Source organism: Leucobacter luti, from assembly GCF_004217175.1.
In the GTDB taxonomy this organism is placed as follows: domain Bacteria; phylum Actinomycetota; class Actinomycetes; order Actinomycetales; family Microbacteriaceae; genus Leucobacter; species Leucobacter luti.
The window spans coordinates 387,674-410,248 of sequence record NZ_SHKI01000006.1 but is presented as its reverse complement, the minus strand read 5'-3'; the positions used below and the strand labels follow the sequence as shown (position 1 = coordinate 410,248).

16 protein-coding genes are annotated in these 22,575 nt (G+C 67.6%); 7 read left to right on the top strand and 9 right to left on the bottom strand.

All coding sequences use genetic code 11. The features are described from left to right. Positions 1 to 4: 4 nt before the first annotated feature. A complete protein-coding gene (locus EV139_RS13185) occupies positions 5 to 1,045 on the bottom strand; it encodes an N-acetylneuraminate synthase family protein (RefSeq protein ID WP_130454795.1) in 1,041 nt (346 codons plus the stop codon). A gap of 39 nt (positions 1,046 to 1,084) precedes the next feature. Further along, positions 1,085 to 2,776: a cytidylyltransferase domain-containing protein gene (locus EV139_RS13180; RefSeq protein WP_157993049.1), complete on the bottom strand. Its 1,692-nt coding sequence runs from the start codon at positions 2,774 to 2,776 to the stop codon at positions 1,085 to 1,087. Positions 2,777 to 2,906: 130 nt separating this feature from the next. Between EV139_RS13180 and EV139_RS13175 the strand changes: the two genes are divergently transcribed. Next, on the top strand, positions 2,907 to 4,193 hold the full coding sequence (locus tag EV139_RS13175; RefSeq protein ID WP_157993048.1) for a hypothetical protein: 1,287 nt from the start codon (positions 2,907 to 2,909) through the stop codon (positions 4,191 to 4,193). Positions 4,194 to 4,207: 14 nt separating this feature from the next. On the opposite strand, the gene EV139_RS13170 is transcribed toward EV139_RS13175, so the two are convergent. After that, positions 4,208 to 6,331, bottom strand: coding sequence for an acyltransferase family protein (locus EV139_RS13170; protein WP_130454792.1), 2,124 nt, complete (start codon positions 6,329 to 6,331; stop codon positions 4,208 to 4,210). A 370-nt stretch (positions 6,332 to 6,701) separates the two neighbouring features. Between EV139_RS13170 and EV139_RS13165 the strand changes: the two genes are divergently transcribed. The 5 genes from EV139_RS13165 to EV139_RS13145 all read left to right on the top strand — a co-directional run bounded on the left by EV139_RS13165 (position 6,702) and on the right by EV139_RS13145 (position 12,266). Next, positions 6,702 to 7,478 (top strand): hypothetical protein, encoded by a 777-nt coding sequence (locus tag EV139_RS13165; RefSeq protein WP_130454791.1) that lies wholly within the window; start codon positions 6,702 to 6,704, stop codon positions 7,476 to 7,478. 106 nt (positions 7,479 to 7,584) lie between these two features. Beyond that, on the top strand, positions 7,585 to 8,667 hold the full coding sequence (locus tag EV139_RS13160) for a hypothetical protein (RefSeq protein WP_130454790.1): 1,083 nt from the start codon (positions 7,585 to 7,587) through the stop codon (positions 8,665 to 8,667). Positions 8,668 to 8,671: 4 nt separating this feature from the next. Next, positions 8,672 to 10,306 carry a hypothetical protein gene (locus EV139_RS13155; protein WP_130454789.1) on the top strand — a complete coding sequence of 545 codons (1,635 nt, stop codon included), beginning with the start codon at positions 8,672 to 8,674 and terminating at the stop codon, positions 10,304 to 10,306. Continuing rightward, positions 10,303 to 10,998 (top strand): ABC transporter ATP-binding protein, encoded by a 696-nt coding sequence (locus EV139_RS13150; RefSeq protein ID WP_130454788.1) that lies wholly within the window; start codon positions 10,303 to 10,305, stop codon positions 10,996 to 10,998. Before EV139_RS13155 ends, EV139_RS13150 begins: the two co-directional genes overlap by 4 nt. Further along, complete coding sequence (locus tag EV139_RS13145; protein WP_130454787.1) at positions 10,995 to 12,266, top strand: ABC transporter permease; 1,272 nt, start codon at positions 10,995 to 10,997, stop codon at positions 12,264 to 12,266. The genes EV139_RS13150 and EV139_RS13145 overlap by 4 nt, the downstream gene beginning before the upstream one ends. 44 nt (positions 12,267 to 12,310) lie before the next feature. On the opposite strand, the gene EV139_RS13140 is transcribed toward EV139_RS13145, so the two are convergent. The 6 genes from EV139_RS13140 to galE are packed head-to-tail and all read right to left on the bottom strand — an operon-like array spanning position 12,311 to position 21,212. Then, the gene (locus EV139_RS13140; protein ID WP_157993047.1) at positions 12,311 to 15,163 is read right to left on the bottom strand and encodes an FG-GAP-like repeat-containing protein; all 2,853 of its coding nucleotides are present in this window, start codon (positions 15,161 to 15,163) and stop codon (positions 12,311 to 12,313) included. A gap of 48 nt (positions 15,164 to 15,211) precedes the next feature. After that, positions 15,212 to 16,078, bottom strand: a complete 867-nt coding sequence (locus EV139_RS13130) for a glycosyltransferase (RefSeq protein WP_130454784.1) — start codon at positions 16,076 to 16,078, stop codon at positions 15,212 to 15,214. Positions 16,079 to 16,097: 19 nt separating this feature from the next. Beyond that, positions 16,098 to 17,075, bottom strand: a complete 978-nt coding sequence (locus EV139_RS13125) for a glycosyltransferase (RefSeq protein ID WP_130454783.1) — start codon at positions 17,073 to 17,075, stop codon at positions 16,098 to 16,100. A 42-nt stretch (positions 17,076 to 17,117) separates the two neighbouring features. After that, positions 17,118 to 18,803 (bottom strand): sulfatase-like hydrolase/transferase, encoded by a 1,686-nt coding sequence (locus EV139_RS13120; protein WP_130454782.1) that lies wholly within the window; start codon positions 18,801 to 18,803, stop codon positions 17,118 to 17,120. 7 nt (positions 18,804 to 18,810) lie between these two features. Then, entirely contained in the window at positions 18,811 to 20,202 is a 1,392-nt protein-coding gene (locus EV139_RS13115) for an LCP family protein (protein ID WP_130454781.1), read from the bottom strand. Continuing rightward, the gene (gene galE / locus EV139_RS13110; RefSeq protein ID WP_130454780.1) at positions 20,199 to 21,212 is read right to left on the bottom strand and encodes a UDP-glucose 4-epimerase GalE; all 1,014 of its coding nucleotides are present in this window, start codon (positions 21,210 to 21,212) and stop codon (positions 20,199 to 20,201) included. The genes EV139_RS13115 and galE overlap by 4 nt, the downstream gene beginning before the upstream one ends. Positions 21,213 to 21,449: 237 nt before the next feature. Between galE and EV139_RS13105 the strand changes: the two genes are divergently transcribed. Then, positions 21,450 to 22,568: a glycosyltransferase family protein gene (locus EV139_RS13105; RefSeq protein ID WP_130454779.1), complete on the top strand. Its 1,119-nt coding sequence runs from the start codon at positions 21,450 to 21,452 to the stop codon at positions 22,566 to 22,568. The last annotated feature ends 7 nt before the right edge of the window (positions 22,569 to 22,575 follow it).

The following is a 22,575-nucleotide window of genomic DNA, read 5'->3' as shown; positions in this document are numbered from 1 at the left end:
CGGGCTACCGCAGATCGTCCCACTCGATCGGGTCGCCAGCCCGCTTGTCTGCGCGCAGGCTGCGCCCCACGACGTCGTCCCAGGAAGCGATCTCGACCCCCACGTTTGCGCGGAGCGCGCGCAGGTGCGCCTCGGTGAGCTCGGTATCAGCGCTGAGGTCCTCGCTCACGAAGACCCGCCGTCGCGCGTTCTCGATTGCCGAGCTCTGGGCCGAGACATCTGGTTTGCCGTCTCCGGCGAGCTCGCGATACTCCGCGAGCGTCCGCACAAAGCTCGCCAGCTGGGCCTCGTCAAACGCGTGGTAGTGATCGTTACCGCGTGCCGTGCGGTCGTCGGTGAAGTGCTTTTCGATGACGCGCGCGCCCAGCGTTGCGGCCATGTCCAGCGCCGGGGTCGTCCCACGCTCCGTCGGTGCCACGTGGTCCGAGTAGCCGATCACCGCACGATCGCCAAAGCGCTCGCGCAGTTCTGTGATCCCGAGCAGGTTCGCCTGCGCCGGGGGCGTCGGGTATCGCAGCACGCAGTGCAGCAGTGCGATCTCGCCGGCGCCCGCGCGTTCGAGCAGGTCGAGCGCCCAGCGAATCTCGTCGTGGGTTGATGCGCCCACCGACATGAGGATCGGCTTGCCCACGGCCGCAACCGCGCGCAGCAGCGGCACATTCGTCAGATCCGCCGATGCAATCTTCATCGCGGGCATCAGCGGTGCGAGCGTAGTCACCGCCGCGAGATCGAACGGTGTCGAGAGGAAATCGATCCCTTCCTCCCGGCAGTGCGCAGCGAGCGCAGCGTAATCGTCCGCGCCGAAACCGTCGAAGCGCTGGAAGAGCTCGTACTGCGAGGTCGTCGGCTCCTGCGACGTGTCCCAGTACGACGGGCTGTGCGCTTCACTCGCGAGGAGTCCCGCCGTGTACGTCTGGAACTTCGCCGCGTGGCCACCGGCGCGCGCCACCGCGCTAATCATGTCCTTCGCGCGGGCGAGCGATCCTTCGTGATTCACTCCGATCTCGGCGATGATGTACGGGTCGGCGTATGAGCGATCGAACATTCGGGGGTCCTTCACGGGTAGTGGCTGGCTTCGGGTGCGTTAGGGGATGCTGAGTTCAGCGAATCCAAGGCGGGTGAAGATCTCGGAGATCGTGCGTCGGTTGCTCCGCAGCGCGCCAGCGCGCGCTGCGCGCTCCGCGTAGTCGTGGCGCAGCTCGTGGTCGTCGAGCAGCGTGCGGACCGCTCCGTCGAGCTCGGCGTCGGACACTGCGTCTCCGAGCCCGAGCGCGAGCACGCCGTGGGCAGCCGTCGCGTGCGTGTGCGTGAGCTCCTTCTCGTTCTGCGCCAGGCACAGCGACGGCGTCCCCTGACTCAGCAGCTCAACGATCGTGCGGCCCGCGGAGGTGAACGCGAAGTCAGCGCGGCGCATCAGTCCGGGCATGTCTTGGACATCGCTGAGCACCTCGAGCGTGAACGGGGCCTGCGCCGCCTCAAAGTGGATTGCCGGCGCGCCAAGTCCCCGGGCAACCGTCACGTTTCCGCGGTACCCGACGCGCGCGAGGGACGCGAGCGCGCGCGCAGAGAGCCCTGCCGGATCGGTGCCCCCAAACAGCACAAGCACCTCCTGCACTTCGGGCTTCTCCGGCAGTGCCGCGCCATCGGCCGCAGCTCCGAGCCGCGAGCGCTCAAACCCCGGCCCAAGGAGCGCGAAGTCGATGCCGCTGAGCACCCGCTCGCCTGGCACGTCACCCACGTCGACGAACTCCGCGATGAGCAGGTCTACCAAGCCCGCACCGGGTCCGTTGTCCTCGAATGAGATCACCCGACAGCCGGGCACCGCCGCACGGATTCGTGAGATCGTCGCGGCGTCGGTGTCGAGTACATCGAGCACCACGAGATCTGGCTGGGTGCGCTCGAGGTGCCCAATGAACTCGTCCTCGTCCGACACGGTTGCGGTGGGGTACGGGCGCGACGCGAAAAATTTCGCGCCGAGCGGTGCTTCTTCGCCCAAGTAGATGGTGATGCTGTGCCGCGCGAGCTCGGATGCGAGGGCGAGCATCCGATAGACGTGCCCCATCCCACGCGTCCGAGACGCGTCGACTCGGATAGCAATTCGGAGTCGGGTGAGAATGTGGGCAGCAGCGAGCACATCGGCGAAGTTATCAATGTCGATCGCCTCGTCCTGGTCAACCACGACCACCTCGACGGGCTCCGCAATGCGGGTTCCTGACTCGGCGATGGTCCGCAGGCGCGCCGCGATCGCTCCGCCGGTCTCGCGGTACTCACGCGGCAGCTGCTGTCGGTTCACCCGAGCCGCATACAGCGGGACGACACCGCCGTCGGCGTCGTGTCCCCACCGCAGGTGCTGGTCAAGAGCGACGGTCAGTGCCGAGGCCGTATTCTCGTCATCGAACGCTCGGATCACGCGCTCGAGTGATTCGGGGCGGAGGAGCGGTGAGGTCGGCTGTACCGTGACCACCACGTCCGACTCGCGCGCCCCCGCCTCACGCAGCCGCGGCAGTGTGCGCAGGATCTTCGTGTCGAGGGTTTCCTCGGGGGGAGTCGGCATCGTTTCACGCACGGTTCTCGCGCCACCGGCGCGCGCGACCGCAGCAATCTCGTCGTCATCGGTCACCACCCACACGCGATCCGCCGGGACTACCGTGAGTGCTGTCTCGATGGCGTAGTGGATCAGCGGCTTACCGGCGAGCTCACGAACGTTCTTCCGCGGCACCCCAACGGATCCGCCCCGCGCTGGGATCACGACCCAGGCGTTCGAGTTGGAACTCACGGTTCTGTCTCCCACTGTTTCCTCACGTGCGCTGCGAGGCCGCGATTCACGCCCCACTCGTACTCTCAGCCTACCGGGAGCAGGACAAACTCTAGGATGAAAGCCTGTGCACAAGGAGGGGTTGGCCGGCATGAACATCACCGACGAAACCGAGACGCTGCTGTGGGCGATGCGCCCGGCGATTGATCTGTCCCACTTGCGGGGCCCGCTCCCCTCGAGCATCAGCGATCTCGCCCCGGAGAAGCGTCCGTTTCGGCCCGCGACCCATCTGATCCTTGACTCGTTTTTTGTCGCCACCGAAACGGTCAACCAGGCCCGCGCACTTGAGCGCGTGGCGCACCGCGGGGTCCCCATCGAACTTGACCTGCCGGGTGAGGACGACCGTGCAAGGCTGTTCGGTTCCCCGGCCCTCGCGCTCGCGCAGCGCCGCATTGCCGAGACCCTCAACGGCCGGGTCCCGGCCGCGGTAATCGATTCATTCGAGAACCAGCTGTACAAGGTGGTGGTGGCGCTCTCGATCTATCGCGGGTTCGATCTCTCGCGGTTCTCGGGCGTGCTCGTATCCACGCAACACTCCCCGATCATGCGCGCGCTGTTCATCGCCGCAGAAGAGCAGGGCGTGCCGGTGATCTACGTGCCGCACGCGCCCGTGGCGGTGAACTCCGCGTATCGAGACCTCCCGGTCGCGTATGCCGGGCTTCGCGGGCCGGGCGAGGTGGAGTTCTATGCGCGCGAACTGGCAGTGCCGCGCACGCAGCTTGATATCGTCGGCAACCTCGGGAGCGACGTCCTCTCCGCCCCGATGCCGAGCATCGACCCGGCCAGTCCGGGAGTCGTGGCGCTCTCACCACATCCCGCCGAAACGATCCGGCGCGTGTTCGCAGCGGTGTCCAGCCCGCAGCTCGGCGCTACCACCGTGGCACCGCATCCGCGCTCAGACCTGCCCGAGGTGCAGGCACTCATGCCGAGCGGCTGGCGGATCGACACGGAGCACCGCACGCTCGACCTGCTCCACACCGGGGTCCCGTTCATGTTCCAGCTCTCGAGCGGGGTGGCGTGGGAGAGTGCAGCGCTCGGCATTCCAACCGCGACCATCCGACTCGATGAGTCGCCTGTCAACTACCCATTCCTTGACGACGAGGCGGTCTTCCCGTCGGTGTTCACCCCGGCGGACGCCGCCGCGTTTGTCGCCGATGCGCGCGCCGGACGCATCGACCGTGCCGCTCTGCGCAAGCACGCGGTGCACTGGTGCGCACTCGACGGCGCTTCCGCCGCCGCCGAGCTTGAGCGCGTCTTGGCGCACGTCGCGACCGGGGGCGCCCAGGCTCACGCGCGCCGGCTCCACGATGGCTGGGCAGCGGGCGGCGCCGCCCTTGCGTACTCGTCGATCGCACACACGCCCGTTGCTCCGAGCTAGCTCGAAAGCGCGAGCTAGCGTTCGGTGAACAGCTCGCGCGAGACCGTGTTCTCTCGCAGCGCGTCCTCAAGCGGCGTAGCGAGCGTCGCTGAGTAGGTCGCGGTGAGGTGGTGTCCGTCCCGCCACACAAGAACGTTTCCGATCACCGGCGCGCACGCCTCAGCGGGGCATATCCAGTTCGTGAGGTCAACGAGCCCGGTCTCGGAAAGGCCGCGTTGGGCATTGATCTCCGGCGTCGCCTGCGCGTCGACCGCCGTCGCACGCGCGACGGCGCACTCAGCAAGGTTGCCCGGGTTGGCAGAGACGCACTCCGGCACGTCGATATCCATGCGCGGCACGTCTCTGATCACTGTGACAGGAATACCCGCGGCGTTGAGTGATTCCCAGCTTCGCCGCAGCCCATCCGAAAATGGCTGCACGCTTTCCGACATGGTCAGGGGTCCGTCATCCCACACCTTGCGCTCAACAGAGTTCGTGGTGAGCACGAGGTCAGGCTGTTCAGCGATGAGCTGCTCCATCACGCGCTCGTTCCAATCGCTGCAGGCGTCGTAGCGCGCGTCGCCGCCCGCGACCGTGGCCACGTCCGCAAACCCACACGCTGACTTGGTATAGACACGCAGCCGCAGGTCGTTCTTCGCCGCGATCTCCTGCAGCGCGGGCACCCAACTGGCCGCGTGCGAGTCGCCGACCAGCGCGAGCGTGGTCTCCGCATCTGCATTTCCGAGGGTGCACCCGGGGTGCTCGGTGAAGCCCTGGTCAGCGTGGCAGCCACTCGCGTACACGACCGGGTTGTCGTTGCGCGCGTCCACCGCGGTGGGGGTGAATCCGCCGACCACAGGAGCGGCTGGATCCCCCGCCGCGGGGTCAGACACCAGCGCCATCGCACCGAGCGCCCCGCCCGGCGGGAGCTGGTTCCCCTGCGTCACCGTCGGTGCCAGCATCAGGGCGGCCCCGATCAGCGCAGAAACCCCTACCAGCGCCGCACCGGCGCGCAGTGCACTCCCGGCGCTCTCCTGCAGTCGCTTCCAGTCCCGGAACGGATTCTCCACGAAACGGTAGCTCAGCCACGCTGGCAAGAACGAGAGTGCAATCACCAGGAGCCCCTCGCGGAACCGCAGGCTTCCTCCGAGCAGATACGTTGCCACGACCACGAGCGGCCAGTGCCACAGATACAGGGAGTACGAGATGTCGCCGACCCACCGCACTGGCCGCAGCGAGAGGAGTGCCCCCGCGCCACGTTCGCCACGGCCCGCCATGCCGCCAACGATGATCGCGGCGGCAGAGAGCGTGGGGAGCAGGGCCGCGACTCCGGGGAAGGGCGTCGCTGCGGTGTACACCACACTCCCGACCACAATACCGAGCAGCCCAGCCCAGCCCAGGCAGAACCCCACCCGGTCAGGGATCCGGGCGAGCTGAGTCGCGAACACCGCGACCATTGCCCCAACCGCAAGCTCCCACAGCCTGGTTGTCGTTGCAAAGTATGCCGGCGCAGGGTCAGTCGCCGTGTACACCGCCGACCACGCGAGAGAGGGAACGAAGAGGAGCAGCACTCCCGCGGGGAGCAGGATCTGGAGCTGACGGGCGCGGCCCAGACGCGCAAGGAAACGTCTCCCCAGGTACAGCATCACAATAATCAGCAGTGGCCAGACGATGTAGAACTGTTCCTCGACGGCGAGCGTCCAGAAGTGCTGGATGGGACTCGCGGCCACCTCGGCGTTGAGATAGTTCGTGTTCGCGGCGAACACGAGATTTACGAGGTATACCGCGGCAGCGATGATCTCGCCCCCGATGCTCTGCCACCTAATCGCTGGAAGAAAGAGGACTGAAAGCACCGCGGTCGCCAAGAGCACCAGCGTGGCAGCCGGCAGAATTCTCCGGACCCGCTTCGCGTAGAACCCCGCCAGATTCACACGTCCCGTGGCGGAGGCCTCACGGATCAGAATGCCGGTGATGAGGAATCCGGAGATCACAAAAAACACGTCGACGCCGATAAAGCCGCCCGGGAGGAACGGTGCGTTCGCGTGGAAGAGCAGGACGACGCCGACCGCGACCGCCCGCAACCCCTGGATATCCAAGCGAATCCGGCTGTGCGGGGTCGGTGCAGCACGCGGGACATCCAGTTTTACGGTCTCGCTCATCGTGCCTTCCCACCCACCAATACAACCTGGGTAGTTTACGGCACCTCACCCGAGCCAATCGGCGAGATTCAACGGTGCGGCTACTTGTCATACTCAGGGGCGCTGCTCAGCACTCATTCGCGAGGATACGGACCGCTCGCGCCCGCGCTCGCGCGCAAGTTCCACCAACATGACGCGTGTATTTCACGCAAATATCTCCTGACGGCAAATTCACAGTTAAGCTCGTCCAGGGTTCACCGCAATTTCAGAGGGTGTTCTCCGTGCACCGTTCGAGCGGTGACGCTATCGAGATCATTCGTCGAGTGTCACGTCGGGGCGCTCTGAACCGCATGTCCCACCCACACGAATACTCAGGTCAAGGAGATCACACGTGCTCACGAAGAAACTAGGACGAGGCGGGCTTGCCCTTGCCGCAGCCGTTGTACTGAGCCTCGGCGCAGCGGTTCCCGCGCAGGCGGCGGCGTTCGGAACCCCTGAGGTGAAGTACCCGAGCAAGGCCGCGCAGCCCTCCTCGGGGTGGCGCGACGTCGCGGGGACGCTCAAGTTCTCGGGAGACGCAAACGCCTCGTACCAGACCACGAAGGCAGACTTCAGCTCGGCGAAGGTGTCAAGCGATAAGCGCAACAAGGGAATCAAGAGCGCGAACGTGAATCGGCTCCGCGTGTACGGGGAGAAGGTGTACCCGAACAAGACGAGCAAGGTCACCTACACCGTGTTCTCTTCAACCAGCCCCGGCCGCTATAAGTTCACCCTCCCGGTGACCGAGCGCAAGTACTCGCCCAACAAGGTGACCACCCGCTACAGCGCGCTGAAATACGTCACGGTTACCGCGAACACCAAGAACTCGAAGCGGAACACCTCGTACAGCGGGTACTCACGCCCCAACGGCGGGTTCAAGATGTCCGTGACCGCCCCGGACTACCAGTCCGGTGCGCAGGTGTCGGTCTACTACAAGGCACAGGGGAAGTCGAGCTTCAAGAAGGTCGCGACGAACCGCCTGGCGGCTTCGGGCTACTACGCGCGCAAGACGTTCAACGTGAGCTACAAGCACAAGCTCCGCCCCGGCGGCCAGGTCAAGGTGAAGGTCGGCAGCGTGACGTACGCACCGGGCTACACCACTGGCGCGTCAAAGATTGTGAAGCGCTAGCTTCCAGTCCTGATGTGCGCTTCCCCTCATCTGCGGGGAAGCGCACATCGCTGTTATTCTGCCTCGCGCACAGCGCGTCACCAACCCGCAAGGAAACCTCAGCCGCATGAATCGTTCCGTCACCGTGACCGCGCTGGGTGTCGTCGCCTCGGCCGCACTCATCTTCACCACCGCATGCAGCAGCGACAGCGGCGCGTCCAAGATCCAGGAGGGTCCGCTCTCCGCGTACTTTACGCAGATCGATGAGGCGCTTTCGCAGTCGGCAAACTATGGCGCGGCCGAGAACGACGCGGTGGAAAACGCGGTGGCCGAGTGCATGACCGCGGAGGGCTTCGAGTACACCCCCGAGAAGTGGGTCGACGGGGAGCCAAGCGACGAAGATGAAGACGGTGACTCTGCGGGGCAGGAGTGGGGGTCGCTCGAGTTCGCGAAGACCTACGGCTTCGGCATTGCAGACTGGCCTGGCCGCGACGAGGCTCTCGACGACACCACGATTGAGCTCGACGACGAGCCCACCGCGGAGAGCCCCAACATCGCGTACGTCGAGCAGCTGTCAGAATCCGAGCAGGAGGCATACGCCGACGCGCTGTACGGTACCGACACGGGCGCAGAGCTCCCCGGCGGCGATCTCGAGGTACTGGCTCCGACGGTCGAGGAGGAAGAAGAAGAAGACTTCGAACCGGGCGCGAATCCCCCCGCAGCGCACGTCGGCTGCTACCAGCAGGCGCAAGCCGCGCTCGATCTCGACGCCGATCCGTACGCCGAGATCTACGAGGATCCCGCGTTCCAGGATCTCTGGGACGCGCTCGATGAGTACTCCGAGAACGATATCGACCCGGAGGTCCAGGCTACGCTCGATGCTGAGTGGCAGGAGTGCATGGCGGGCAAGGGCCTCACCAGCGAAGCCGCCGGCGGCCGCGAGGAACTGGCGTCTCCGCTCTACGACGAGTACGATCAGCTCGCGCAGGGCGAGAACGAGGACGACTACATCGATCTGACGGGTGACGCTGCCGCCGAGTTCACTCAGCGCGAGATCGAGCTGGCAGTGCCCGACGCCGAGTGCGCGCAGAGCGTGAGGTACGACGAGCGGCTCGCGAACGCATACAACGAGCTCGAGCAGGCGTTCGTCGATCAGCACAAGGCACAGCTCGACGCGCTCGTTGCGGGTGTGCAGAAGTCCGCACAGTAGCGCGATGGGCAAGAAACTCCGAGACTCCGCAGCAGACACCGAGCCCGAAGGTCTGGAGCCCGAGGGCGACGCGGGCGGCGAAACCGCGTCAGCGCCCGGGGCAGAGCGGCTCCAGTGGCGAGACAAGCGTCTCGTTGTGCTCGTCGCCGCTGTCGCCGTGGTGTTCCTCCTGCTCGGCATTGGCGTCATGCAGTTCATCGTGTCTCCCGCCGAGCTCGCCGCACGCACCGCGCCGCCGGAGGCAGGAGTAGTGACAGCCAAGATCGAAGAGCGGGTGATCGAGAACACGGTCGTCACCCGCGCAGACGTCGGCTACGCGGGGGCGGTCAAGGTGAAGATCGAATCCGGTGCTGAGACGGCGATCGTCACCGGTCGTGTCCCAAAGGTAAGTTCGGTGCTCAACGCGCAGGATCTCGCGCTTGAGGTGTCCGGCCGCCCAGTGATTGTGCTCCCGGGCGATCTGCCGGCGTACCGCGACCTCGCCGTTGGGTCGATCGGCCCCGACGTGGTGCAGCTCCACACCGCCCTCGCCTCCCTCGGCTACGCAGTTGACAACACCGATACGTTCACGGCAACGACTGCTCAAGCACTGCAGGCGCTCTACACGAATCTTGGGTATCCGGCTCCCGGCAGCGACGCACCGGTGGGCGATCGGGACGAGGGAGGCGACGGGAGCGCGCGTGCCGCCGAGCGCGCGCTCCAGGAGGCAAACGACGCTCTCGCAGCGGCGCATGCCGCGTACGCGGCAGGCAGCCAGCCACGCTCGGGCTCCGCGGTCATTGAGGCGCAGAACGCGGTCGCTTCGGCGCAGCGCGCGCTCGACACTGCGGTCAAGGCGCAGGCCCCGGCAAACGAGATTGCAGATCTCGAGGGCGACGTCGCACTCGCCCAAGCAGTTCTCGCGGAGGCGCAGGCGCCCGAAGATCTGGGGACCCTGGCCGCGGAGGTCAGCTCCGCCGAGTCCGCGGTCGCCGCCGCGCAGGACGACCTCGCCGTCGCCAATGAGGCCGCGCTTCCGGGGCTGCCAGCCAGCGAGGCGATGTTCCTCCCCAACCTGCCCCGCCGCGTCGACGAGGTCAACGTCGAACGCGGAAAGTCGCTCTCAGACCCGGCAATGGTCGTCTCCGGCAATACGCTCACCCTGACCGGCTCGCTCACCAAGCAGGCCGCACCGATGATCGAGGAGGGGATGGAGGCGACTTTCTCCGTGACCGGCGGAGAAGAGCTCACCGCCACCGTGCGCAGCGTCAGCAAGGCGAAGACGCAGAAGTCGAGCGACGAGTCGGATGAGCGGGATGAGTCCGGGGAGAGCACGGACGCGCCGAGCGGCCCCTATCTCGTTCAGCTTCGACCAGAGAAACTCACCTCGGCACAGACGCAGGCGCTGCGAGATAGCAACGTGCGCGTCCGCTTCGAGATCGAATCGACGGGGGGCGAGGTGCTCGCGGTGCCGATCGCAGCAATCACCGCTGGCCCCGACGGCAGCAGCCGGATCGAGATCGCCCCCTCACAGAACGCCGACCCTGACTCCACGGAGATGATCGAGGTCGAGCTTGGCCTGTCAGCGCAGGGCTTCGTAGAGGTCATCTCCGACGACCCGCTGGTGGAGCCCGGGGCACACGTCGTGATCGGGAGATGATGACCCGGCTTGACCCGACAGTTCCGGTGGTCGACGCCGTCGATCTCACAAAGATTTTCCCCGGTCCCCCCGCCGTGAACGCGCTCCGGGGTGTCGACCTGCGCATCGCCCACAACGACTATCTGGCGATTGTGGGCCCCTCGGGGTCTGGGAAGTCAACGATCCTCAACATGCTGGGTCTACTCGACCGCCCGACGAGCGGGGCGTTGCGGTTCGGTGGGGTCGCAACCGAGACGATGAGCGAAGATGCGCGTGCCGCACTGCGCAGCGAGCACATCGGCTTCGTGTTCCAGGCCTTCCACCTCCTCTCGCGGCGCACGGTGCTCGAGAACGTCATGCTCGCCGCGATGTACGCCCCGGTCCCCCGCGCTGAACGAGAGGAACGGGCACGCGCCGCCCTCGACCGCGTGGGGCTCAGCCACCGGGTCTCGTTCACCCCCGCAACGCTCTCCGGCGGCGAACGCCAGCGCGTCGCCATCGCACGCGCCGTGTGTACGTCCCCGGGGCTCCTCCTCGCGGACGAGCCAACCGGCAACCTCGACCGAAACAGCTCGGACTCGGTCATGGAGCTGTTCGAGGAGCTCAACGCCGACGGCATCGCGATCGTGATCATCACGCACGACGACGATGTTGCGCAGCGGGCGGCGCGTCGGATCCGGATCTCCGACGGCACCCTCCAGGAGCTCACATGACCGACTCCGCGCACGAGGCGTCGCCACGGGTCGCGTCTCCCAGCACCGCCAGCGTCGGTTTCTCCCGCGCCGATCTCGTCAGCGAGGCGCTCACGAGTGTCGGCTCGCGCCCGTCCAGGCTCCTGATTACCCTCACCGGCATCGTCCTGGGGGTGGCCTCGCTCGTCACCACGATCGGCATGGCACAGACGACCGCTGGGCAAATTACGAAGCAGTTCGACCAGGTCGCTGCGACGCGAGTGACCGTCGAACCAGCGAGTTCCGCTTCCCAAGCGGAGGAACGGCAGCGCACCAAGGTGACGCTGCCGTGGGATGCGGTCACACGAGTCGAGGGACTCGCGGGGATTGAGGATGCCGCCCTCGTCGCCGAGATCGAGACACAGCCCGAAATCTCGATGGTCGAGCTCTACGATCCCACGAGCGCAAAGCGCATCGCCCCCGACGTGGTCGCCGCCTCTCCCGGTCTCCTCGACACGGTAGCCGGGCATATCCAGACCGGCCGCTTCTTTGACACTGGACACGACGAGCGCGCAGACCGCGTCGTGGTGCTCGGCGCAGAAGCCGCCAAGAGTCTTGGTATCAACCGAGTCAACCGACAACCATCGATCTTCATCGACGGGGTCCCCTACACCGTCATCGGAATCCTCGACGAGGTCGCAACGCGCAGCTCGCTCCTGCGCTCGGTGATCATGCCGCTCACCACCGCGCGGGAGCAACTCGACCTTGCACACCCCCAGACGCTCGACCTCCGGATTAAGATCGGGGCCGGTCCGGTAGTGAAGCAGCAGGCACCGATCGCGCTCTCTCCGAACTCCCCCGAGTCATACGCGGTGAAGGCCCCCTCGGGCCCGGGCGATCTACAGGAGGGAATCCAGGCAGATATCAACATTGTCTTCCTCGTACTCGGCATTATCGCCTTGCTGGCCGGCGGAATCGGGATCGCGAGCGTCACGCTCATGTCGGTGATGGAGCGGGTGGGGGAGATCGGCCTCCGGCGCGCGCTCGGGGCGCGCACGCGCGACATCTCAGCCCAATTCATGCTCGAATCCGCAACAACCGGGGTGCTCGGCGGTCTCATCGGCGCGGGCGCGGGCGTCTTTGCACTCGTGGGTATTTCGATCGTCCAGGGGTGGACTCCGGTGATCGCACTGTGGGTCCCGGCGCTCGGCATCGCAACGGGCGCCCTGGTGGGACTCGTCGCCGGCACGTACCCAGCGGTCAAGGCGTCCCGGATCGAACCGGTCACCGCCCTCCGCGACGGCAGCTAGCGAGCGGCTCGGCCCCGACTGCTCGCCCTAGAACGGCGGCGCCCCTACTTCGCGACCCGAATGTACTTCGACACGCGCGACTTCGTCGTATAGCCAGACTTCGCCCCGATCACGGTCACCCGGACATGCTGCCCGGCATCGGCGCGCGTGAGCTTGTAGGTCACCTGTGTCGCGCCGGGAATCTTTGACCCGTTCCGGTACCACTGGTACTTCAGCGTGACTGGCTGCGGCCGCCAGGTGCGCGGCAACGCGGTCAGCGTCCGCCCCACCTTCGCCGTCCCCGTCACTGTCGGTGCGGCCGAAACCGTGAGCTGTCCCGGCAGGACCGTGTACCCCGACGAGACCCGCGTGATCGGCATGTACCCGGTTTTGGTGCCCCTGACCCGGTAGGAGATCTTTGCGCCGAGATCAGCCCGGGTGAGCGTATAGCTGGTCCCCGTCTGCTGCGGAATCGGTTGGCCGTTGCGCAGCCACTGCGGAGTCAGTCGCACCGGCTTGGGATACCAGGTGCCCCGGTGGGCGGTGAGCCGCTGCCCCACCCGAACCTGTCCCGAAATTGTCGGAACGTGTTTTCCGCCGAGCGTGTAGATCCCCATCGCGCGGGGGTGCCCCGCGACTTTCCACCCGCCAGCGTCCAAGCCAAATCCGCGGTACTGCAGCTGCGACGCGCCGAATTCCTTGCCGGTGCTCGTCGCGATCTGAATGCCCTGGCTCGAGAAGCCCACGATGTCTGCCCGGCCGTCCCCGTTCGTGTCGGTCACGAACCTGGGCGATTGAGCCGTACTCCAGTCCTTTGCTCCGAACTCCGACGACCAGCGTTTCGGCGCGGTGAACCCGCTCCCGGTACTCAGCGCCACCACGACTCCGTTGTGGTCGAAACCGACAACGTCCGCGAGCCCGTCGCGGTTCACATCAGCGAGGATGCGGGGGTGTCTCTCGATCCGCCAGCCGTTCGCGTTTCCGAGGCCCGCACGCCAGAGTCTCATCGTCTGCAGGCTCGTGCCGCCGTTCAGCGCCACGTACACGCCGTTCGTGGCGAACCCGACGAGATCTGGGCGACCGTCGCCGTTGACATCGGCGAGCGTGCGCGGGTGCGCGGCGGTACTCCAGCCGCTGCCGCGCCCGAACCCCGAAGACCACTGCGTCATCGCGGCAAACCGCGTGCCGGTGTTGAGCGCCACGTACACGCCCGTCTTCGAAATGCCAACAATATCTGGCAGTCCGTCGCCGTTCATATCGGCGACCATTCGCGGGCTCGTGTCAACGGTCCAGCCCTTCGCGGTGCCGAAGCCGTCGTACCACTTGGTCATCCCCGCGAACGAGGAGCCAGTGTTGAGGGCCACGTGAACGCCATTCGAGGCGAAGCCGACGATGTCCGGTCGTCCATCACCGTTCACGTCGACGAGCGTGCGTGGATGGTGTTGCACCGACCACCCGCTCGCCGCACCGAACTGCGCCGACCAGCGTTTGGCCGCGCCGAAACCGCTGCCCGTGCTCAGCGCAACGTACACGCCATCCTCGGCGAACCCGACCACGTCCGATTTGCCATCGCCGTTGACGTCGATCAGCGCACGCGGGTGAGCCAGGGTGCTCCACCCGTTCCCGGTCCCGAACCCGGCAACCCAGGTACGAGCAGGACCGAAGCCTGTCTTTGTGCGGAGCGCAACGGAGACCCCTTTGCTCCCGAACCCGACTGCGTCCGGGAGCCCGTCCCCGTTCACATCGGAGTTCCAGGGCATCATCTCCTGGGTGTCATCGATGCCGTTTCCGTTGCTGTCGACCATCATAACGGCCGCGGTCGCCGTGGACGCGACGGTGGTCGGTCGGTACCGCGGTTTATCCCCGGTGACCTCAACCGTGATTCGTTTCCCGAGGTCCGCGAGGCGCGGCTGGAACGTCGTGCCCGTCGCACCGCTCACCGCGGTTCCACCGGCAAACCACTGGTAGCGGGTCGTGTCGGGCCGCGGAGACCAGCCGGAGGCGCTCACGGTCAGCGTGCCGCCCACCATTGGTACCCCGGAGATCGTCGGCTTCGGGGCCTGTGAGAATGCCTGAGTCAGGTCGGACACGTGGATGTATCCCTGGAAGTCATTCGCCTGAATGGTGCGCGTGTAATAGGCGCCCGCCCAGCCGTAGTTGTACTCCTCGATGACCACACGGCCGTCGCTGAGGACATCCGCGACCCAGGCCACGTGCCCGGCCCACGAAGCGCCCTTGTAGTAGGCACCGCTCCAGGCGACCGCGCCGATTTCCGGCGTGGTGTCCACGCGAATTCCCACGCTGCGCGCCGATGCCGCCCAGTCCGCCGCGTTGCCCCAGCGGTACAGCCCCTTGTACTGGTTGCTGAAGGGGACCTTGTTGACCTGGTTCAAGCGCCAGGAGACGAACGAGGTGCACTGCCGATGCGCAAAATTCCACTCGTCCCAGATCACCGGTTCCATTGGCAGCCGCTTGTATTTCTGGGGGTAGTCGTCGCCGATGAGCGCGCGCCGGCTCGCGTTGGGGACCGGGAGCGTCTGTGAGCCGTCCCACGGCCGTGCAGTCGCGGGTCCCGGGGAATCGGAGACGGCGCCGCCGTTCGCGCCGAGGATCTCCGCGGGCGGATCGGTCGGGGCTGGCTCGCTGACCTCCGGCTCGGGCGTCGGCGCCGGGGTCGGTTCGGGCGTCGGCTCAGGCGACGGCTCGGGCGTAGGTTCAGGCGTTGGCGTGGTGGGCGTCGGCTCCTCGGTCACCGGTTCGCCCGGCAGCTCCGGAGCGTCCAGGACGGCGTGAGTGGAGCCCCCGGCCACGGTTGCGGTGGCCATTGCCGCCGCAGGGGCACCGCCGAGTGTGGCGAGCCCGAGCGCGAGCGTCACGACGGCCGCAGAGATTCGGGTACCACTGCGCGCCAGTTTCATGTGTCCAAGCCTAACCGCGGAATCGTCGCAGCACAGTGATGCCGCTCGCTACGCGCGATCCCCCGGCAGCCCGCGGCCCACGAGCCCGCGGAAGAGCACTCGCTTCAGGCCCGCCGGCATGAGCCGGTAGGCGCCCTTCATCACCACGTTGCGAAGGTACTGCCCGCGGGTGATGAAGCCCATGCGGCGCAGCTCGCCCTGCAGCCGCCACTCGGTGCGGGCCTCGGCCCAGCCACCCCGGCGAGCGAAGGCGCCAGCCCCAACACGGTACTTGAGCAGCGGTTCGGGGATGTTCTCGACCCTCGCGCCGGCATCGATGAGCCGCACCCCGAGCCAGTAGTCCTCCATCTTGCCGAACGGCTGATAGCGGCCCACGCGAGTGAGCGCGTCGACGCGGTACATCATGGTGGGGTGGTTAAACGGGTTGTGGGTGCGCGCGTGGTCCCGGATCCGTGCGGCCCCCACCGGTGGGGTCCGCTGCGAGGCGACGACGTTCGGATCCGACTCGAACTCGGCCATGCCCGTGCCCACCAGGTCGTAACCCTGCGCCATGAGCTCCCACTGGCGCGCAAAGCGCTCGGGCACCGAGACGTCGTCGGCGTCCATCCGGGCCACGACCGCGTGAGTGCACGCGTCGAGGCCGCGATTCAACGCCTCCGTCAGCCCGCGGTTCTCGGGCAGCACCACGCGGGTGACGGGGATCGGGCTGGCGGCCTCGATGCGGTCGAGCTCGGCGCCAAGCGCGGGCGGCACTGGCCCGTCCTGCACGATCACGGCGGCGGCGGGCCGCAGGGTCTGCTCGTTTACTGAGCTCTCAAACGCGAGCCGCAGAAACTCCGGGGTGTCGCCCGCGTACACCGGGAGCAGCAGGGAGAAATCCCCGGAGGGCGCGGCGGGGCTGGGGGTGTGCGACATGGTGTCCCCAGCCTAGCCGCTACCGCTCTTCGAGCTTCGAGAGCCGCTCCACCGCGACCATCACGTCGACGGGCACTCCGGTGTCGCGCAGCACCTCCCGCGTCGAGCGCGGGCGCGTGCGCCAGCCGTCGCGCCAGCCGCGCTTCAGGCAGTCGCGCAGCTGCGCGCGATCGGAGGACGCGCGGAAGGTGCGGAACCAGCGGCGGGCGGTCGCTGCAGCGTAGAGCGCCTTTTCCCAGCCGTAGAGCGCGGGACTGGCCCGGAACACCCACAGCTTGTTGCGCACCTCGAAGAAGAACCGGGGGCCCGGGTCCTGATCACTTGAGCCGCGCTTAGCGGTCTTGTGGGTCACCACGGAGCCGGGCACGTAGAGGCCGCGCGCGCCGCGCAGCAGCCGGGCCGAGTACTCGAAGTCGTCGTTCCACAGGAAGTAGTCGGCGATCGGCAGGCCGAGGTCGCGCACGCGGTCGGCGCGCAGGAACGCTGAGACGAACGAGATCGAGCGGATCTCCATGCCGCCGGCGTCCGCGGCGCGCTCGCGCTCGGCCGCCCCCGCCCTGATCTTCGCCTTCGGCGTGTTCATTGGATGGTCTTCCCCGTCCGTCCACACCACGCGGGAGCCCATCACGGCCAGGTCGTCCTGGCCCGATGCGCGGTAGCGCGCGTGCGCGTCGAGGGCGCCGGCGAGGGCGTCGGGGCCTGGGACGGTGTCGTCGTCCATGACCCACACCCAGTCGATGCACTCCTCCGCGACGGCCGCCGCGATCCCGGTGGCGAAGCCGCCAGCGCCGCCGGTGTTCTCGGTGAGGCGGATCAGGCGGCCGCGCTCGCCCCAGTGCTCGAGCAGTTCGGCAGCGACGGCGGCCGAGTCGTCCTCTGAGGCGTTGTCCACCACGATCAGGCGGTCGACGGGTCGGCTCTGAGCGGCAAGCGCTTCAAGCGACTCCCGCAGCAGCTCCCGCCGGTTGTAGGCAACCAGTACGGCGGTCACGCGCATGCGTGCACACCCCTTTCACAAACCAAATGAACCTCGCCCAGTCTAGGGCGCGGTGGTGACATCGCCCTGCGCACCGGGAGTTCGCCAGAGCTCGTGGTAGAAATCGACGGACCGGGACCGCACGATGTCGCGGTACTCGTCCGCGTCGAGATCCCGAATCGACCCGGCAGGAACCTCGTCGTCGGCGGCGAGCGCCGACACCCCGATCCCGGCGCGGTGGTCGGGCAGCTCGATGTCCAGGAGCTCAAGCAGGGTGGGATAGACGCTGAACTGATCGATCCCGGGTGTGACGATCTCGATGTCGTCCGGGCTCCAGACCCGGTTAAAGATGGTGCGCCCCTCGCGGCCGTTGAGCTCGTTCCAGAAGCTCCCGCCCTCGGCGATCATTTTCTGGTGGTCGCCCATGAGCACCACCACGGTGTCCTCGAGGATTCCCTGCTCCCCCAGGAAGTCAACGAAGCCTGCGACCTGCTCCATTGAGCAAAACGTGATCGCGGTCATGGGGGCCTCGGCGTCGCTGTCCCAGTCGCAGTATCCGTAGACCCGCGGCCCCTCGTGGGTGTCGAGCGTCAGCATCGACAGCGCAAACGGCTCCTCGGCGTCGTGGAGCTGCACCACCTTGTCTTTCGCCCGTTCGAACAGGCGCCGGTCAGACAGGCCCCAGTCCTCACGGATCTCGGTCTCGTCCAGGTCCTGCCAGTACGGGAGGTCCTGCACTTCGTCGGTGCCGTGGCTCTCGAGGAACGCCCCCTTGCCGGCAAAGCTCGCGTCCGCGCCGCCGAGGAACACGTTGCGGTACCCGGCCCCCGCGAGCACGTCGCCGAGGCAGGTGGCTCCCGCGAGGTAGCTCGCGACCGGGGCGTCTGAGCCGAGCTCGTTGAGCTCGGTGTTGTCCCCGACCGCGTTCGCCGTGCGCAGCGGGATCCCGCACTGCGTGCTGACGATGCCCGACATGGTCCAGCCGCCGCCGTCGTACTGCTGCAACTGCGGGATGGTGTCCCACCCGGCGGTCGCTTCCTGCACGGGCGCGAGCATGTTTCGCTCAAACACCTCGTCGTCGGCGAACGTGTTCTCGATCGATTCAAGGTAAATAAGGATCAGGTTCTTCGGCTGCGCGCCCGTGGCGGCTGTCGTACCCGCGGCAGCCGCGTCAGTGTTCAGCGTCGGCGGCACCTCCGGCGCCACGTAGTAGTCGCCGAGGCTGGTTCCAGTTGTCGACTCGTGGATCAGTGCCGCGACGTAGTCGCGCACCCCGATCGTCGCGCCGAGGAACCCGCCGCCCACGATTGGCACGATGAGCGCGAGCGCGGCCGCCAGGATCCGCACCGCCAGCAGGCGCCCCCCGCGCAGGATCCCGTGCTCGCGCAGGGCGCGCAGCGACTTCGTCACCAGGAACGCGAACAGGCCAACGACGGCGAGGGGCACCACGATCCCGGTCACCACGGCGTTCACCACGATGCCGGATCCGCCTGCCCCCTCACCGCCACCGCCGGGCAGGTTCGAGATGAGCTGATCGATCGAGATCTCACCGAACGTGCGGCGCACCCACAGGGCGATACCCGCACACACGGCACCGAACCCGATCAGGAGCCAGCTCGCGATCGCGCCCACGCGCCACCGCAGGGCGGGCCGGGCTCGCGGGGGTGGCGGTGGCCCCCCCGCGGCGGCCGCGGCATCGGGGGCCGCGGGCGTCGCGGGGATGGCCGTGAGGCTGCCGGTTACTGCCATGACGCGACTACTCCGCGGGCGCGTCCGCGGACGCCGCGGCGACCCCGTCGGCAACGAGCTGCCTGATCACGCTGAAGTCTGGGTACTCCGGGTCCACCGCCGGCGGCACGAGCTCCACATTGAGCGGCGAGTGCGCCCGCGCCTTCGCCGCGAGGTCAACGAAGCGGCCCAGCATCGACTCGGGGATGTCGGTCTCAACGAGCTGGGTGCCCGCGGCCGCGACGTCCTGGAAGCGCAGCAGCACGTTGCTCGGGTTCATCTGCGCGAGGATCGCGGCCTGCAGCTCGCGCTGGCGCTCCATCCGCGCGTAGTCGCCCGTTGCCGAGCCGTAGCGAGAGCGCGCGTACCACTGCGCCGTGTAGCCGTCCATGCCCTGCAGACCCGGCTCGATCCAGCCCTCGACGTTGTTGCCGTACTGGTCGCCGCCGATCGGCAGCCGCTCCTTCACGTCGATCGTGATGCCACCGAGCGCGTTGATGATGCTCTCGAACGCGTCCATGTTGATGAGCACGTAGAACTGCACCTCGAGCCCGGTGGCGCCGGTGACGGCGTCCTTGGTCGCCTCGATGCCCGGCGACGAGCCGTTCGCCTTCGCGTCCGGATAGAGCTCAGGGTAGAAGTACTCGGTCTCCGCGTACAGGCCGTTGAGGATACAGCGGCCCACCTCGCAGCCGCCCCAGTCCCCGTAGGTGTTCGGCGCCACGCCGAAGCCATTGGGGTGCAGCTCGTACATGGGCGAGTCCTCGGGGAACGGCACGTTGGCGAGCTCGCGCGGAATGCCGATGATGACCGACTCGCCCGTCTTCGCGTCAACGCTCACGAGAGAGATGCTGTCGGGGCGCATCCCCTCGCGGTCGGCCCCGGCGTCGGTGCCGAGCAGCAGGATGTTGTAGCGGCCGTCGATCGGTTCGACCGAGGGCGCGCCGCTGAACAGCCCGCTCAAGACTGTCCGACCAATGCTGATCGTGCTCGCGGCCCAGGCGGCGCCGGACGCGGGGAGCACGGTGAGCAGGATCGCGAGCATGGCAATGGGAACCCGCCAGCCGCGGTGCGCCCGCTTGAGTCGGGTCAGCCGCAGGGTGTCGAAGCCGAGCACCAGCCACAGCACCGCGTACGCGATCAGCAGGATCTGGAGCACGAGCAGCACGATGCTGTTGGTGAAGAACGAGAGCGTCGCGACGCGGGCGAACAGGATCCCGGCGAGCGTCGCGAGGAGCCCGACGATCAGGATCACCGTCGCCGTCAGACCGAAGCGCCCGAGCTTCCGGTTTCCGGCGAGCAGCTGCGCGCTCCCCGGCAGCAGGAAGCCGAGCACCACGAGCCAGCGAGCGCGCTTGGTCATCAGCTGCGGCGATTCGACGTCCGGGTTGCGCAGCGGCCGCTCGAGGTCGAGGCTCATTTGCTGTACCCGCCCGGGTTCGCCGACTGCCAGGCCCAGGAGTCTCGGCACGCGTCAGCGAGCGTGCGGGTGGTGCGCCAGTTGAGCTCGTCGTTCGCGAGCTTCGGATCGGCGACCACCTCGGCGACGTCGCCCAGCCGCGGTGCAACCACCGTGTACGGCACCGGCCGCCCGGAGGCTGCCTCGAACGCGCGCACCACGTCGAGCACGCTCGATCCGGTGCCCGAGCCGAGATTGTAGGTGCGGACGCCGCTGGAGCCGCGCTCAAGCGCGGCGACGTGGCCCTCCGCGAGGTCCATGACGTGGATGTAATCGCGCACGCCGGTCCCGTCGGGGGTGTCGTAGCTCTCGCCGAACACGCTCAGCCGCTCGCGCGTCCCCACCGCGACCTGCGCGATGAACGGCATCAGGTTGTTTGGAATACCGTTCGGGTCCTCGCCGATCCTGCCCGACGGGTGCGCGCCCACCGGATTGAAGTAGCGCAGCAGCACGGCGCTGAGCTCGGGCCACGCCCGCTGGGCGTCGCGGATGATTTGCTCGTTCATAGACTTCGACCACCCATAGGGGTTGGTCAGTCCCACACCGGCCGGCTGCAGCTCGTCGATCGGTGAGGTCTCCGGATCCCCGTACACGGTTGCGGAAGAGCTGAACACGAGGTTCGACACCCCGCGCTCGCGCATGAGGTCGAGCAGCACAAGCGTCGAATCGAGGTTGACGCGGTAGTACCGCACGGGCTCCGCCACCGATTCGCCCACGGCCTTGAGTCCGGCGAAGTGGATCACCGCGTCGAACTCGACTCCCGCGAGCGCCGCGGTCGCGGCACGCCGATCGGCGAGATCTGCCTCGATCACTTGAATCGACGCCCCGCTGAGTTCTTCCACCCGCCGCACCGCTTCGACGCTGCTGTTCGAGAAGTCGTCGAGCACGATGACTTCGTGCCCGCGCTCGAGAAGGACGAGGGCGGTGTGCGAGCCGATGTACCCGGCGCCACCTGTGAGCAAAACACGCATGGTGACTAGGGTACTTCGCTCACCCCGGTGGTTCCCGACACCACCCGCAGAAAAGGCGAAAGTCCAGCCGATCGGGCCCGCGCAGACTTTTTTGTGGACACCCAGACGCCCAAACATTACGATTCACTCTCACTCCGACACGGCGCTCCGCAATGTGTGCCAGTTCCCACCCACGCACTCCATAGAATGAGGGAATCACGAACTGACATCAGCACATCGGCAGGAAGGGGGCGGGACGTGGCAATACTCACGCTCATCGCCGATCCGTTCCCCGATTGGGAGGCTGAGACCCAGGCCGCTGCCGCGCGCGATCTCGCGATCGCGGTCGCCGACACCGCGCCCCGCAGCTGCAGCGCCCGGTACCTGGTCTCTCGCGGTGCGGCAAACCCCCAGTTCACGTCCCCGCTGATCCGCACCGAGCACCTGCCGATGCGGGCAAGCATGCTTCCCTTCGCCTGGCAGACCGGGGCGACCGCCCGCCCGCTCGACGGCGAGTTCGTGCACGCGCTCACTCCGCTGGTGCCGCTCCGATCGCGCGGCGAAGACGACGGCTCGCAGACCTCCGTGACGGTGTCTCACAGCCTCGCCTGGGACGCCCCCGGGCTGCTGGGCGCCTCGCAGGCCCGCCTGTACCGCTCGTTCGCGCGCCGCGCCGTCAAGCTCGCGGATGTGGTGCTCACGCCCACGCACGCGACCGCGCGCGTGCTGCAGGAGCACTACGGCGATGATTTGCCCGTGCAGGTGCTGCAGCTTGCGCCGCCGGCCGAGTTCTTGGCGAACTCGGGCTCAGCCGATCGCCGCGCGGCGCTCGGCCTCCCGGCGGAGTACGCACTTACCACGGCGAGTCCGGGCGAGCACGGGCGGCTCGAGTGGGTGTACGACGCGCTCCGCGCTGACGGGCAGCTGCCGCCGCTCGTGGTGCTCGAGGGCATCGACCCGGCCCCCGCGGGCCGCGAGAAGAACGCCGCCGAGAGCCCGCAGCAGGCCGTACCCGAGGATCTGCAGCACCGCGTCTTCGTGATCCGCCCGGAGGAGCTCGCCGATATCGGCGCGATCGTGTCCGGTGCGTCGGTGTTGCTGTTGCCGCAGGCGTTCGCCGGGAGCGGCTACCTCACGCTCGCGGCCCTGCGCGCCGCGGTTCCCGTGCTGCACGCGGGCAACGCTGCCACGGAGGAACTGGTGCTCGACGCGGGAATCGCGGCGGACACGGCCGAGGAATTCGCCGACCGCTTCCGGGCGCTGTTCCGCGAGGCGAACTCGCTCACCACGCTCTCGGTGCTCGCTGGCGATCGCAGCCGCGGGTTCAGCTGGAACGGGGCCGCGTGGCAGCTGTGGGAGACCCACGCGAACCTGTAACGGCGCC